A 16,052-nucleotide genomic window follows, 5' to 3' on the forward strand; every position below is an offset into this window, starting at 1 on the left:
TTGCCTATGCATATAAAATTTTATGACCTATTCCTGAACATGCAGGATCAGCTGGAAACCACGCCCGCTGATCTTGACGAGCAACTGCTCATTGAGCTGGTCAACCGTATTCGACCAGCCAACACCGAAAATAGCGAAGAAATACAAGAAAAGTTTCAGGCCTTTTTACATGCCCTGCTGATTACGCCCAATGCCGCCAATACCTTACAAAGTTTTGTGCTCTGCTTAATTAGCCAGTACAAACAGACCAGCCTGTATGCCGATACTGGCATCCTGTCTTTAGATGGTTTCTGGAGCCAGCTGTTCCAGCGCCTAGGAGCGCATTTTTTACCGCTGATTAATGATCAGAGCCAGCTGCAGGACTTGCTGCGCCGCATTTTCCATCAGCGCAGCGATAAATACTGGCTGGATGATATTGAAGATCAGCAGTGGCAGCAGCTGTTTCGCCTGCTCAATCAGGGCCATCGTAATCAGGATGATAAAAAACTGATTCGTCAGGAAATCATTAAAGCCATTACTGTACTGTCCTATCGGGTCAGCGGAATTGGTTTATACCCGGAATTTATTAATGCCCATCCGGAACTGACCGAATACGAATCGCCATTTTTAGTGCAGAACCGTGAAATCAACGATTTCATTGTGCAGTATAAAAACCTGCATCAAAGTGCCGACAAATTTGAAGCAGTAATTCCACCAGATGCGTCACAGGCGCTGGTGATGATTGACCAGTGCCGTGACGTCAGCCATAAAATTCGCCGGGCCACCAAACGGATTGGGGTCAGTGTCAGCCTGACCTATTTACTGTCTTTACTGGAACAGTGTCTGGACCGGATTGAACTGCTGCTGAACCTGATTGTTGAAGAAGATGATGTGCGTTATAGCGCCATGGGCGAGTTGCTGGTCGATATTACCACCGCGCTGTATAGCGAACGCAGTGTCCGCTCCCTGCTGGCCACCAACAGTGAATTGATGGCCTTGCAGGTGACTGAAAATGCAAGCAAAACCGGTGAACATTATGTAAGTACCGACAAGGCCGGCTTTCTGGAAATGTATAAATCGGCTGCCGGTGCCGGGGTCATTATTGCCACCATGGCCACCCTCAAGGTGCTGGCGGCACGTTTAACCCTGGCGCCGCTGATGCAGGCCTTTATTAACAGCATGAACTACTCGCTGGGTTTTATGCTGATTCATGTGCTGCACTTTACTGTGGCCACCAAACAGCCGGCGATGACCGCTGCCGCACTGGCCTCGACCGTACAGCATCGCAAAGGCTCGAAAATGGCGCAAATTGCCGAGCTGGCTGCGCTGATTATCAATATTATCCGGACCCAGTTTATTGCCATTCTGGGCAATATCTCGATTGCCATTCCGGTGGCCGCCCTAATTGCCTTTATGTGGGATGCGGCGTTGCATGAGCCTTTAATGAATCATGCCAAAGCCAGTAAAATGCTGCATGACCTGAATCCGTTTACCTCCCTGGCAATTCCACACGCGGCCATTGCCGGGGTATGTCTGTTTTTATCGGGCCTGATTGCCGGTTACTTCGATAACATGGCGGTGTATCGCAAAGTCGGGCCACGGCTACAGGCGCATGCCAAACTGAAAAAATGGATGAGTCAGGAACGGCTGGACCGTTTTGCCGCCTATATTGAACGGAACTTGGGTGCACTGGCCGGTAATTTCCTGTTCGGGATTATGCTCGGCAGTATGGGCACAATTGGTTATATTCTGGGTCTGCCTTTAGATATCCGGCATATTGCCTTTGCCTCGGCCAACTTTATTCAGGGCTTGATGAACGTCAACGGCAGTCCAGAAATTGGCCTGATTATTGTGTCTTTCCTGGGTGTGCTGTTAATTGGCCTGACCAACTTATTTGTCAGCTTCACCCTCACCATTATTGTGGCCCTGCGCGCACGTCGGGTACGTTTTGAACAGTGGAAGCCATTGGCCAAACTGGTCATGACCCATTTCTTGACCCGACCAAGTGACTTTTTCTGGCCACCCAAGCAACCTGTTGAAGTTGAAGAGCAATCTGGCCCGGCCAAGGGTCATCATTAAGGAATTTGTTAATTTATTTTGTCATGTGTTAAAAAGAATTGAAAAAGAAATTAGCATAATTTATACAGGCTTGAAATGAAGTGTACTGGCGAGTACACTTTAATCCATTACCGGACTGCGCTCGGATCAGCTAAACTAACCAGGATTTCGGCATGCCTAATTTTTTGCTTTATCTCGGTGGTTTGTTGTGTTTTTTCAGCGTGTTAATGCTTTATGTTCCAGCGCTCACTGCCCTTGATTCGGCAATTGTAGACTGGTTCAGCCAGCACCGTAACGAGATGTTGAACTCACTAATGACGGGGTTATCTGTCATTGGTGGCATGCCATTTGTATTATTTTTATCCAGTCTTTGGTGCCTGTATCTGGCCAGGCAGAAGGAATATGCAAATATCGTGCTGGTCAGCATTGGACTAATGGGGAGTTTTGCCACTGCCTGGATACTCAAGTATCTGATTGCAAGAGAGCGCCCGCCAGAAATGTATCATCTGGTCAATAGCTATGGTGCCTCATTTCCCAGCGCACACAGTTTTTATGCCGCAACGCTGGGCTGTCTTGCAATTTATGTGTCAATGCAACATCCCGCACATAAAGCCATTGTAATATGTACTGTTATGTGGATGTTGCTGATGGGAATTTCAAGAGTGTATCTTGGCGTACATTTTCCCTCAGATGTCCTGTCAGGCTGGAGCATAAGTTTTATCTGGATCACGCTGCTTTATCTGATCTTGATCAAGTACAGCCAGCGCAAACCAATGAATAATTTTTAGATAGATAAAAATCTAATTGAGGTGGAAGAATGATGTCTGCAAAGCTTTGGGCCCCTGCCCTCACTGCTTGCGCATTGGCCACAAGCATCGCGCTTGTGGGTTGTAGCAAAGATCCAAATGATGCGCAGCAAGCTGCAGCCCAGCAGCAAATGCCTCCAACAGAAGTTGGAGTGATTGTTGTACAGCCACAAAGTGTCGAGCAGTCTGTTGAACTTTCCGGCCGTACCACTGCCTTTGAAATTTCTGAAGTTCGCCCGCAAACCAGCGGTGTGGTGCAGAAACGTCTGTTTACCGAAGGTAGCTATGTACGTGAAGGTCAGGCCTTATATGAAATTGATTCACGGACCAACCGTGCATCAGTGGATAGCGCCCGTGCAGCATTGGCACGTCAGCAGGCCAATCTGAACGTCTTACGTGTCAAAGAAGGCCGTTATCGTCAATTGGTGGGCAGTAATGCCATTTCCAAACAGGAATATGATGACATTGTGGCGCAGGTGAAACTGGCTGAAGCAGATGTCGCGGCCACCCGTGCCGAACTGCGCAATGCAGAAATTAACCTGGGTTATTCAACCGTACGTGCACCAATTTCAGGTCAGACCAACCGTTCTACCGTGACTGCAGGTGCATTAGTGACTGCCAGCCAGCAGGAACCGTTAGTGACCATTCAGCGTCTGGACCCGATTTATGTGGATATCAACCAGTCAAGTGCTGAACTGCTACGTTTACGCCAGCAGCTGAGTAAAGGTGATTTAAACAGCAGTAACAACACCACAGTCAAGCTGAAACTGGAAGACGGCAGCTATTATCCGGTTGAAGGCCGTCTGGCATTCTCCGATGCCAGCGTTAATCCGGATACGGGTACCGTGACTTTACGTGCAGTATTCCCGAATCCAAACCATCTGTTATTGCCAGGCATGTTTGCCACTGCACAAATTGTGCAAGGGGTAATTCCAAATGCCGTGCTGATTCCGCAAGCTGCCATTACCCGCACCCCAACCGGTCAGGCCATGGCGATGCTGGTCAATGCCAAAGGCGTGGTTGAACCACGTCCAGTAACCACTGCCGGTATTCAGGGCAAAGACTGGATTGTGACTGAAGGTCTGCAAACCGGTGACAAAGTTATTGTAGAAGGCATTGCCAAAGTCAAGCCGGAACAGAAAGTGGTAGCCAAACCATATCAACCGCAAGCTGCCGCGCCACAAGGTGCCCAGCAACCTGCTGCATCAGATAAGGCAAAACAACCAGCAGATCAGGCGGATGCTCAGGCTGAACAAAAAGCTACTTCAAATACATAAGGGGTAGACTTCAATGGCTCAATTTTTTATTCATCGCCCGATTTTTGCATGGGTGATTGCACTGGTGATCATGTTGGCGGGTATTCTAACCCTATCCAATATGCCCATTGCCCAGTATCCGACCATTGCGCCGCCAACGGTCACCATTTCTGCGACTTATCCGGGTGCTTCGGCTGAAACAGTTGAAAACACAGTGACCCAGATTATTGAACAGCAGATGAATGGTCTCGATGGCTTGCGTTATATTTCATCGAACAGTGCCGGTAACGGTTCTGCATCTATTGCACTGAACTTTGAACAAGGCGTCGATCCTGACATCGCCCAGGTTCAGGTACAGAACAAATTACAGTCTGCTACTGCCCTGCTGCCGGAAGATGTCCAGCGTCAAGGGGTACGGGTCACTAAATCAGGCGCCAGCTTCCTGCAGGTTCTGGCCTTCTATTCGCCTGATGGCAGCATGTCGGCAAATGACATTAAAGACTATGTTAACTCCAATATTTCCGAACCCTTAAGCCGTGTGGCCGGGGTCGGTGAAGTGCAGGTGTTTGGTGGTTCCTATGCAATGCGCATCTGGCTGGACCCCGCCAAAATGGCCAGCCTGCAAGTTACACCAAGTGATATTGCCACTGCCATTCGTACCCAGAATGCCCAGGTCGCTGTCGGTCAGCTAGGTGGTGCACCAGCCGTAGAAGGTCAGGTGCTCAACGCAACCGTAACGGCACAAAGCCTGCTGCAAACCCCAGAACAGTTCAGCAATATCTTCCTGAAAAATACTGCTTCAGGTGCACAGGTGCGTCTGGGTGATGTGGCCCGTGTAGAACTCGGTGCAGACAACTATCAGTTTGATTCCAAATTCAACGGCAAACCTGCCGGTGGTGTTGCGATTAAACTGGCAACCGGTGCCAACGCGCTGGATACCGCCCAAGCCGTTGAAGAGCGCTTAAAGCTGTTACGTCCAAACTACCCGCAAGGGATGGTCGATCAGCTGGGCTTTGATACCACACCATTTATTGAATTGTCGATTAAGAGTGTTGTTAAAACCTTAATTGAAGCGATTATTCTGGTATTCCTGGTGATGTTCCTGTTCCTGCAGAACTGGCGCGCTACCATTATTCCAACCATGGCTGTACCGGTGGTGGTCTTGGGGACTTTTGCCGTCATCAACATGTTCGGCTTCTCGATTAACACCCTGACCATGTTTGCGATGGTTCTGGCGATTGGTTTGCTGGTCGATGACGCGATTGTCGTGGTGGAAAACGTGGAACGTGTCATGGTCGAAGAACATCTCGACCCTGTGGCAGCCACTGAAAAGTCAATGAAACAGATTTCCGGTGCGTTAATCGGGATTACCTCGGTGCTGTCTGCGGTATTCGTACCAATGGCATTCTTCGGTGGTACGACCGGGGTGATTTATCGTCAGTTCTCGGTGACCCTGGTCACCGCGATGGTACTGTCGCTGATTGTAGCCTTAACCTTTACCCCAGCCCTGTGTGCGACCATGCTGAAACAGCATGATCCGAACAAGCCGGAAAGCAACGGTCTGTTTGCGCGTTTCTTCCGCTGGTTTAACCGCAGCTTTGAAAAGATGTCGGTGAAATATCAGGGCGGTGTGAACCGTATGACCCACAGCAAGATTTTCTCCGGAATTATTTACGGTGCAGTGCTGGTTGTGATTGTGCTGTTATTCCAGAAACTGCCATCTTCATTCCTGCCGGATGAAGACCAAGGTGTGGTGATGACCTTGGTGCAATTGCCACCAAATGCCAGTCTGGAACGGACTGACAAAGTCATCAGCACCATGACCAACTACTTCCTGGAAAATGAGAAAGAGCATGTCGAGTCTGTGTTTAGTGTGGCCGGCTTCTCCTTCACCGGGGTTGGACAAAACGCAGGTCTGGCCTTCATTAAGCTGAAAGACTGGTCAGAACGTACTTCGCCAGAATCTCAGGTCGGTGCGATTATCCAGCGTGGTATGGCACTGAACATGATTGTTAAAGATGCTTCTTACATCATGCCACTGCAATTGCCTGCCATGCCTGAACTGGGCGTGAGTGCCGGCTTTAACCTGCAGCTGAAAGATGCCAGCGGTCAGGGTCATGAAAAACTGACCATGGCACGTAACATCATTTTAGGTGAAGCAGCCAAAGATCCACGTCTGGCCGGGGTTCGTCCAAATGGTCAGGAAGATACACCACAGTACCGCGTGATTGTGGACCATGCGCAGGCCGGTGCCTTGGGCGTGAGTATTGCTGAAATTAACAGCACCATGGGCATGGCCTGGGGTGGTTCGTACATCAATGACTTTATCGACCGCGGTCGTGTCAAGAAAGTCTATGTTCAGGGTGAAGCAGGCTCACGTATGATGCCGGAAGACCTCGATCAATGGTATGTACGTAATAACCGCGGCGAAATGGTACCATTCTCGGCCTTTGCAACCGGTGAATGGACTTATGGTTCACCACGTTTAGAGCGTTATAACGGCGTATCCTCCATGAACATTCAGGGTACACCAGCGCCTGGCGTCAGCTCGGGTGATGCGATGGTGGCCATGGAAGAAATTATTGCCAAGCTGCCAGACATGGGCTTGCAAGGTTTCGACTATGAATGGACCGGTCTGTCACTGGAAGAACGTGAATCGGGTGATCAGGCACCATTCCTGTATGCCCTGTCATTGTTAATTGTCTTCCTGTGTCTGGCAGCGCTGTATGAAAGCTGGTCAATTCCGTTCTCGGTATTACTGGTCGTACCATTAGGTATTGTCGGTGCCCTGTTCCTGACCTTCAGCGGGATGGTGCTGTTCCAGAACCCGAACCTGTCGAATAACATCTACTTCCAGGTGGCGATTATTGCGGTGATTGGTCTGTCTGCGAAAAACGCGATCCTGATTGTCGAATTCGCCAAAGAGTTGCAGGAAAAAGGTGAAGACCTGTTTGAAGCCACTTTACATGCGGCAAAAATGCGTTTACGTCCAATTATCATGACCACTTTAGCCTTCGGTTTTGGTGTACTGCCGCTGGCCCTGTCTTCAGGTGCAGGTGCAGGTAGCCAGCACTCGGTCGGTTATGGTGTTCTGGGCGGCGTAATCAGTTCGACCTTGTTGGGTATCTTCTTTATCCCGGTATTCTACGTGTGGATTCGAAGTATCTTTAAATACAAACCAAAACAACAAAATCATCAGGAGCATGTATCGTGATGCAAAACTTATGGTCTCTTACAGGCCGTGGTATTGCGGTTTCTGCCCTTGCGCTTGCTTTGACAGCCTGTCAGAGTATGCGCGGGCCAGAGCCGGTTGCTCAGGCGAATATTCCGAGCAGCTATAGCAATGCTTCCGGAAGCTCTGTTGCAGAACAGGGTTATAAAGATTTCTTTGCCGATCAGCGCCTGCTACAGGTGCTGGATCTGGCCTTGACCAATAACCGTGATTTACGTACTGCGGCGCTGAACATCCAGCGTGCCCAGCAACAGTACCAGATTACTGAAAATAACCAGTTACCGACCATTGGCGCCAGTGGCAGCGTGTTACGTCAGGACACCATGAGCAATCAGGGTCGTGGCCCAAGCACCTCCTATAACGTAGGTTTAGGGGTCACCGCCTATGAGCTGGATTTCTGGGGTCGGGTCCGTAGCCTGCGTGACAATGCACTGGATAATTTCCTGGCCACCCAAAGTGCCCGTGATGCCACGCAAATTGCCCTGATTGGTCAGGTGTCTCAGGCCTGGCTCAGCTATTCCTTTGCCAATGCCAACCTGAAACTGGCCGAGCAAACTTTAAAGGCCCAGCTTGAATCGTATAACCTGAACAAAAAACGTTTTGACGTTGGCATCGACAGCGAACTGCCGGTACGTCAGGCGCAAATTTCAGTCGAAACCGCGCGTAATGATGTAGCTAACTATAAGACTCAGGTGGCGCAGGCACAAAACCTGCTGAATCTGCTGGTGGGTCAACCGGTTCCGGCCAATCTGCTGCCGGCACAGCGCATTACCCGCATTACCTCCAATACGGCAATTGGTGCGGGCTTACCAAGTGATCTGCTGGTAAACCGTCCCGATGTTCGTGCAGCGGAATACCGTCTGTCTGCCGCAGGTGCCAACATTGCCGCAGCGCGTGCCCGTCTGTTCCCGACCATCAGCCTGACCGGTTCCGCCGGTTATGCCTCGGCCGATTTAAGTGACCTGTTCAAATCAGGTAACTTTGTCTGGTCAATTGGTCCAAGTCTGGATATTCCAATCTTTGACTGGGGCACACGTCAGGCCAATATCCGCATTTCAGAAACCGATCAGCAGATTGCGCTGTCAGATTATGAAAAGTCGATTCAGACCGCTTTCCGTGAAGTGAATGATGCCTTGGCAGTGCGTGAAAATATTGGTGACCGGATTGCCGCACAGCGCCGTCTGGTTGAAGCCACCAATACCACCTATCGTCTGTCGGAAGCCCGTTTCCGTGCCGGCATTGACAGCTATCTGACCGTACTGGATGCACAGCGTGCCTCTTATGCAGCCGAGCAAGGGCTGTTATTGCTGGAACAGGCCAATCTGAACAATCAGGTGGAACTGTACAAAACCTTGGGTGGCGGCCTGAAAGCCAACACTTCAGATCAAGTGACCCAGCAGCCGTCTGTGGCAGAACAACGCCGCGCTGCTCAGCAATAAGATTGTCTGAGTTGCAGCGTCAAGCATCAGGGTGATTTCATTCTTATCGCTTGATAATCAAGCCAGTGAGCCTCGCGCTGACTGGCTTTTTCTTTGCCTGATGATGTGCCTGGATCATCCATTAAATAAAAGTAGCTCGATAGAGTGATGAGCAAAGCAAAGAAATCCTGTTTTGCTTGTAGTGACTCACCAAAGGATTGGATGCACATCTGCCCGTATAAAACGGCAAAAGAGATGTTTTTGATTGCATTTTGCCCGCAGTTTTTCTATCTTCATGATCAATCTATTGTTATTGGTCATCACATGTTACTGAGTAATTTGGAATCTGTACCCGGACACACCATTCGCCAGCAAATTGATGTGGTATATGGCAGTACGGTACGCAGCAAGCATGTCGGCCGTGACCTGCTGGCCGGACTGAAAAATATTGTCGGTGGTGAGCTGACAGCCTATACCGAACTGCTGGAAGAATCGCGTCAGGAAGCCATGAACCGGATGATCGACAAAGCGCGCAGCATGGGTGCCAATGCCATTGTCGGAATCCGTTTTTCTACTTCCAACATTGCCCAGGGTGCATCTGAACTGTTCGTTTATGGTACGGCGGTGATTGTCGATCCAATCATGCCAAAACTGCCTGATCCCTTCCCTGCACAGGACTAAGTCATGGATGGATTGCTCCTGCAGCTGCTGATTTTTGCGGTACTGTTTGCCGTTGGCTTTGGTTTTGGCCGCTATAACGAACGCAAGCATTTTCAATATCTGGCTGAACAGGAACAGCGACTGGCCTATATCCAGCTCGACAGCAGCCGCTTTAAAAGCACTGACCTACCCGGCCAACTGGTCAGCAGCAATGTGGTGATTTCACATGATTACTTTAAATATGCAATTGCCAATGTGCAGAATTTACTCGGTGGCCGCCTGACCAGTTATGAAAGTGTGGTGGAACGTGCGCGCCGCGAAGCAATTGTACGCTTAAAGCTGGAAGCCGAGAAAATGGGCGCCACCCAGATTTTAGGCCTGCGTTTAAGCACCACCGAACTGGGGATGCAAGGTGGGATGGTGGAAGTGTTTGCCTATGGGACGGCCATCAAGAAATAAGCTGATGGCCTGATCTGTCTTCATCTCGTCAAATGCTCTGGAACGTATTACTTCACCTTCATTTTACGGATCATTTTATACAGCGTACTTGGCGATAAACGCGACACCCAAACCCCCAGTTTTTCCTTGGCGCCACCAACCACAATATATTCCTCTCCCGCCAGCAAGGCACTGACCGTGGTCTGGGCAAACAGGTCCGGCTCCAGACCATTTTCAATCGCTTCATCCTGATGGCCCTGCGGTTTGCCTTCGCCATTTAAGGCATTAAAGGACACATTGGTTTTGACAAAGCCGGGGAAAATCACCGAAACCTCGACGCCATCTTGCGCCACTTCCGCACGCAAACTGTTGGCCCACATATGAATTGCGGCTTTGGCCGCCGAATAAGAGGCACGGTACTGGGTGCCGAGCAAACCGGCGACACTAGAGACAAAGGCAATCCGTCCCGATTTCTGGGCAATAAAGGTCGGTAACACGGTTTTGGTCAGGAACACCTGCGAGAAATAATCGACTTCCATAATGGCACGTTCTGTCTGCATGGTGGTGTCCTGAATCAGCGCGCGCTGGCTAAGACCGGCATTGTTAATCAGCCAGTCTATCCGGCCTTTGGCCGCTAACACCTGCGCATAAGCATGCCGTACCTGTGATTCATCGGTAATATCGGCACAAACTGACACATGGCGTTCCGGGTTCAGTAAAGTCACGCGCACCTTTTCCAGCTCTTCATAACGGCGTGCGGTCAGAATGACGTCGGCACCTTGCAAGGCACATTCTTTGGCCAAGGCTTTGCCCAATCCGGAAGATGCCCCGGTAATCCACACCACTTTTCCTGTTAAATCCTGCTTGGCCATGAATCTGTCCCTCTATACGTTCATTTGTTGTGATGAATATCAGTGTAACCGCGCTCTGGCTGCGGGTCATTGCCCACAAAGCCCAGAAAATGATTGAAATACTGTTCCGTTATGCGGGTATCAAACTGGGTGCCGAGTTTTTCCAGCCGCTTATAGCCAAGCTGGGTAGTCAGCTGAATCACCCCGGTCAGGGTTTTATCGACCATAAAATTAAACTTCAGCATTTTCTTTGGCTCGCGGACCAGACTGGTCACGCCCTGATCGACAATCTGGGTAAAAGCCCGAAAGGCTGGCTGGATATAGGCACTATTGCCCTGCCGGATTTGTTCGACACAACCCAAGGTTTCTTTAATCAGCACATTATCGACCGGATAGGCCACATAGGCCTGCCCCTCTTTTTCATAGGTTTTCTGTTGCAGATAATTCACCATCGGCACCAGACGGTCATTGCCAAAAAATGACACTGACCACGGCATATATTTTTGCACGGTGTCCATCACCTGCTGCACAATTTTTTCCGATTCACGGTCGGGCGAGCTGCTGGTCCGGGCAATTTCGCCAAACACCTGATCAACAATTTCACAGGAAATATGTGACAGCACCTCGCCTAAAGGCTTGGCCAGACTGTGCGGATTACCCTGGTTAAACTGTTGATGTAACTGCTGAAAACGCTGATAGGTAGCTGGGCTTAATTTTAGTGCGATTGAATAGGTCATTGTTGTTCTCGCTTTTTTCGTCGTTGTTCTGCGAACTTTGCTCATTGTTATTTGCCTACATCATACGACGAGTAAGTGCAGATGCCAATTGCTTAAACAAGCCAATGATTCAGGCTGCCTAAGTCGCCATTTTTTTTGCTACAATAGATGCAATTTTTTATCTACTTTTGATCTGTTCGAACTATGACTGATTCAGCGCAAAATATTGCTACAACTTACGATCCGACCGAAATCGAGAAAAAATGGTACCAAACGTGGGAAGAGCGCGGTTACTTCAAACCGTCTGAAAAAGGCGAGTCTTTCTGTATCATGATTCCGCCACCAAACGTCACTGGTAGCTTGCACATGGGTCATGGTTTTAACAATGCCATCATGGATGCTTTGACTCGTTATAACCGTATGTCAGGCAAAAATACGCTTTGGCAACCGGGTACTGACCACGCAGGTATTGCAACCCAAATGGTTGTCGAGCGTCAGCTCGGTGCGCAAGGTGTGAGCCGTCATGATCTTGGTCGTGAAAAGTTCATCGAAAAAGTATGGGAATGGAAAGAACAATCTGGCGGTAACATTACCCGTCAAATTCGTCGTTTAGGTTCTTCTGTAGACTGGTCACGTGAACGCTTCACCATGGATGAAGGTTTATCCAATGCGGTTAAAGAAGTGTTTGTTAAGCTTCATGAACAAGGTTTGATTTACCGTGGTAAACGCCTTGTAAACTGGGATCCTAAATTACAAACTGCCTTGTCTGACTTAGAAGTTGAGTCTGATAAAGAAGAACAAGGTTCACTGTGGCACTTCAAATACTTCTTTGAAGATAAGTCACTTCGTACCCACGATGGTAAAGATTACATCGTTGTGGCAACCACGCGTCCTGAAACATTGTTAGGTGATACGGCAGTTGCGGTTGCGCTTGATGATGAACGCTATGCTGATTTAGTCGGTAAAAACATCATCCTGCCAATTACAGGTCGTGCGGTTCCAATCGTTAAAGATGAATATGTAGACAAAGCATTCGGTACAGGTTGTGTAAAAATCACGCCTGCGCATGACTTCAATGACTATGAAGTGGGTAAACGCTGCGAATTACCAATCATCAACATCTTCAACAAAAATGCTGAAGTTCTTGCTGAATTTGAATACATCGCAAAAGCAGGCGAACAAATTTCTAAAACCATTCCTGCGCCTGCAGACTATATTGGTTTAGAACGTTTTGAAGCACGTAAGAAATTGGTTGCTCAAGCCGAAGCTGAAGGTTGGTTAGATCAAATTCAACCGTACACATTGAAGCCACCTCGCGGTGACCGTTCAGGCGTGATCGTTGAGCCGTTATTGACAGACCAATGGTATGTGAAGATTGCCCCACTTGCGAAACCTGCGATTGAAGCGGTTCAAGACGGTCGTATCAAGTTCGTGCCTGAGCAGTACAGCAACATGTACATGGCGTGGATGAACAACATTCAAGATTGGTGTATCTCGCGTCAATTATGGTGGGGTCATCGTATTCCTGCTTGGTACGATGCGGAAGGCAATGTTTACGTGGGTCGTAACGAAGATGAAGTTCGTGCGAAACACAACATCCCTGCTGACGTTCAATTGAACCAAGACGAAGACGTACTCGATACTTGGTTCTCTTCTGGTCTTTGGACATTCTCAACTTTAGGTTGGACAGGTGACGAAGCGAAAGACAAAGAAAACTATTTCTTAAATACTTTCCACCCGACTGATGTATTGGTGACAGGTTTTGACATCATCTTCTTCTGGGTTGCTCGTATGATCATGCTTACGATGCACTTCATGAAAAATGAAGATGGCACGCCACAAGTACCATTCAAAACTGTGTATGTACACGGTTTGGTACGTGATGGCGAAGGTCAGAAGATGTCTAAATCTAAGGGTAACGTGCTTGACCCATTAGATTTGATTGACGGTGTTGATCTTGAAACTTTAGTACAAAAACGTACCACAGGTTTGATGAATCCGAAACAAGCAGCGAAGATTGAAAAATCGACCCGTAAAGAATTCCCTGAAGGGATTCAGTCTTACGGTACAGATGCGGTTCGTTTCACCTTCTGTGCGCTTGCCAACACCGGTCGTGACATCAAGTTCGACATGAAGCGTGTTGAAGGTTACCGTAACTTCGCCAACAAAATCTGGAACGCAACCCGTTTCGTAATGATGAACTGCGAAGATCAAGTAATTGGTCAAGACGTTCGTCAAGACCTTTGGGAATTGCCTGAGCAGTGGATTGTCAGCCGTCTACAAAAAGCGGAAGCTGCGGTTCAACAAGCCTTTGCGACCTATCGTTTAGACTTGGCTGCACAAGCGATTTACGAGTTCATTTGGAATGAATACTGTGACTGGTATGTCGAGCTGACGAAACCGGTTCTGAATGACGAAAACGTATCGGTTGAACGTAAAGCTGAAGTGCGTCGTGTGCTTCTTTCTGTAATGGAAGCCTCTTTACGTTTGGCACATCCGTTGATGCCTTACTTAACAGAAGAAATCTGGCAAACACTTGCGCCGAAACTCAACATTTCTGGCGAAACGATTATGCTCGCACAGTACCCTGTTGCTGACCAAGCATTAGTAAACGAACAAGCTGAAGCAGATATGCAATGGCTGCAAGGTTTGATTGGTGCGGTACGTAACATCCGTGGTGAGATGGGTCTAGGTAATGCTCGCTTGTTGCCTGTTCTGCTTCAAAACACTACTGATGCAGAAAAAGCACAAATCGCTCGTATTGAACCGTTGTTTAAAGCATTGGCAAAAGTTGAAAGCATTACTTTCCTTGCAGATGCTGAACAACCGCCATTGTCTTCTTCATCTGTAGTCGGTCATGTGTCTGTATTCGTTCCAATGAAGGGCTTAATTGACCCTAAAGCGGAATTGGGTCGTCTACAAAAAGACTTAGACAAGGTTCAAAAACAGCATGACCAAATTGCCACTAAACTTGCGAATGAAGGTTTTGTGGCGAAAGCACCTGCTGCTGTGGTTGAAGGTGAGAAATTGAAACTTGCTGAGTTTGCTGATCAATTAGCGAAGATTAAAGCGAATATGGAGCAAATTGCGGCGCTTTAATGTGTTGTTAATTCAACCAATTTCGTAGTATAAAGGGCTGATTATTCAGCCCTTTATTTTATAATCTTTATTGCATTAAACACTAAAGACTATAAAATAGCCTCTCTAAAAAAATGCAATCTAATAAAGAGGCGTATGAATTCAGAATTCTTAAAAACAGTTCAAAAATTTTTAGGAATTATTAGCTTTATTACAGCAATAATTTTAATTGGACTTTATTTCTTTTTCTCATATCTTCTGAGTTCTGATCCTTTTTCATGGTCAAAAACTTTTTACTCATTAGGAAAAGATGTATCGAATGCATTGATTCCAACTTTAATAATTCTATCTGTTTCATTATTACTCTTAAAATCATTAACAGATTTCTTCGAAAATCAACGTGATGAAAAATTGATTGATGATATTGCTCGAAGAACACTAGATGAAGTAAAACCGTATTTTAATAATGATTGGAAAACTCAAGATTTTTTTAAGAATAAAAATTGGAAACTTCTATTTCAAAATCATAAAAAAGTTACCATTGTGACCCATTATTTTGATTCATGGATATCTAGTCATTCAAAGACATTAGAAGCTTTTTTAAAAAAAGGAGGTGAATTAGAATTTATCCTTCCTGATGAAAACAATAATGAACATCTTAAAATTATAGCTAGCCGTTTCAATAAGTCTCCTATGGATATAAAAACTAAGATTAATAACTGTAAAACAAAATTGGATGGCATCCATAAAAAAGTGAATAAGAAGGGAACGATAAAAATCATCCACAGTACCAAATTCCATTGGAACTTCTTTATGCTTTTTGATGAAAAATTACTCATCATTTCCCCATATGAAGGAAATGTTGATGTATCAAGTGACTCGCCTGCTTTAGAGTTTTCTTTATCTAAGAATGATCAAGTTAAAATTTGGATTTTAAAAGAGATTGAGAGTTTACGATCTTAGAAACCCTCATCCCCCGCCTTCTCCCAAAGGGAGAAGGAGCATCATTTGATTTTATGTTTGCACGGATTTAGTAATGAATATTTCCCTCTCCTTTTAGGAGAGGGTTAGGGAGAGGTATTTTTTAATTCACAACACTTTTGCCACAAATCCTCCAACACTATCTCAGTTCGCCCCAACACATCATGATTCCAATACCGAACCACAGTTAAACCCAACGCCTCTAAAAAATTCGTTCGTACAGCATCATATTCCACAGCATCATCTGTTCCATGCTGACTACCATCCAACTCAATCACTAAACCAATTTCATGGCAGTAAAAATCCACAATATAGGGTTGGATCACATGCTGACGACGAAATTTAAGGTTCATACAACGCTTGGCGCGTAAAACTTGCCACATCAGATGTTCTGCATCGGTGGCGGTGTGGCGCATGGATTTGGCGAAGGCGAATAATCAGCGGGTTAAAGTGGGCAGAGTAAAACTTGAAGTGCGACATAAACCACCTAATTAATTTAAAGGGTTTATGGAGTATATAAAATTGTCATACCATCATCTTAGCTTTGAAGATCGTACTGCATTAATGCTTGAGTCAAGA

At 47.2% G+C, this 16,052-nt stretch carries 11 protein-coding genes and 1 pseudogene; 9 read left to right on the plus strand and 3 right to left on the minus strand.

The window, feature by feature from the left end; translation table 11 throughout:
- Positions 1-6: 6 nt before the first annotated feature.
- The 7 genes from FTU55_RS10965 (at position 7) to FTU55_RS10995 (ending at position 9,868) form a co-directional block, all read left to right on the plus strand.
- A complete protein-coding gene (locus tag FTU55_RS10965; RefSeq protein WP_180047065.1) occupies positions 7-2,058 on the plus strand; it encodes a site-specific recombinase in 2,052 nt (683 codons plus the stop codon).
- Between the two features lie 152 nt (positions 2,059-2,210).
- Positions 2,211-2,825 (plus strand): phosphatase PAP2 family protein, encoded by a 615-nt coding sequence (locus tag FTU55_RS10970; protein ID WP_045795816.1) that lies wholly within the window; start codon positions 2,211-2,213, stop codon positions 2,823-2,825.
- Between the two features lie 29 nt (positions 2,826-2,854).
- Complete coding sequence (locus tag FTU55_RS10975; protein ID WP_005176086.1) at positions 2,855-4,120, plus strand: efflux RND transporter periplasmic adaptor subunit; 1,266 nt, start codon at positions 2,855-2,857, stop codon at positions 4,118-4,120.
- Between the two features lie 13 nt (positions 4,121-4,133).
- Positions 4,134-7,313 (plus strand): efflux RND transporter permease subunit, encoded by a 3,180-nt coding sequence (locus FTU55_RS10980; protein ID WP_180047067.1) that lies wholly within the window; start codon positions 4,134-4,136, stop codon positions 7,311-7,313.
- On the plus strand, positions 7,313-8,770 hold the full coding sequence (gene adeK / locus FTU55_RS10985; RefSeq protein ID WP_005176082.1) for a multidrug efflux RND transporter AdeIJK outer membrane channel subunit AdeK: 1,458 nt from the start codon (positions 7,313-7,315) through the stop codon (positions 8,768-8,770). Before FTU55_RS10980 ends, adeK begins: the two co-directional genes overlap by 1 nt.
- A 303-nt stretch (positions 8,771-9,073) precedes the next feature.
- Positions 9,074-9,430, plus strand: coding sequence for a YbjQ family protein (locus FTU55_RS10990; protein WP_005176080.1), 357 nt, complete (start codon positions 9,074-9,076; stop codon positions 9,428-9,430).
- A 3-nt stretch (positions 9,431-9,433) separates the two neighbouring features.
- Entirely contained in the window at positions 9,434-9,868 is a 435-nt protein-coding gene (locus FTU55_RS10995; protein WP_005176078.1) for a YbjQ family protein, read from the plus strand.
- A gap of 47 nt (positions 9,869-9,915) precedes the next feature.
- Here FTU55_RS10995 and FTU55_RS11000 read toward each other — a convergent pair whose 3' ends face one another.
- On the minus strand, positions 9,916-10,719 hold the full coding sequence (locus FTU55_RS11000) for an SDR family NAD(P)-dependent oxidoreductase (protein WP_160241550.1): 804 nt from the start codon (positions 10,717-10,719) through the stop codon (positions 9,916-9,918).
- 20 nt (positions 10,720-10,739) lie between these two features.
- A complete protein-coding gene (locus FTU55_RS11005) occupies positions 10,740-11,435 on the minus strand; it encodes a hypothetical protein (protein WP_005176074.1) in 696 nt (231 codons plus the stop codon).
- Between the two features lie 183 nt (positions 11,436-11,618).
- On the opposite strand from FTU55_RS11005, the gene FTU55_RS11010 reads away from it, so the two are divergent.
- Positions 11,619-14,513, plus strand: coding sequence for a valine--tRNA ligase (locus FTU55_RS11010; RefSeq protein WP_180047069.1), 2,895 nt, complete (start codon positions 11,619-11,621; stop codon positions 14,511-14,513).
- A gap of 135 nt (positions 14,514-14,648) precedes the next feature.
- Entirely contained in the window at positions 14,649-15,455 is an 807-nt protein-coding gene (locus FTU55_RS11015) for a hypothetical protein (protein ID WP_168416558.1), read from the plus strand.
- Between the two features lie 104 nt (positions 15,456-15,559).
- Here FTU55_RS11015 and FTU55_RS11020 read toward each other — a convergent pair.
- Positions 15,560-15,910 (minus strand): annotated as a pseudogene (locus FTU55_RS11020) (endonuclease domain-containing protein); the annotation flags it as partial.
- Positions 15,911-16,052 lie beyond the last annotated feature (142 nt).

Source organism: Acinetobacter sp. YH12117 (assembly GCF_013418865.1).
Classification (GTDB): domain Bacteria; phylum Pseudomonadota; class Gammaproteobacteria; order Pseudomonadales; family Moraxellaceae; genus Acinetobacter; species Acinetobacter indicus.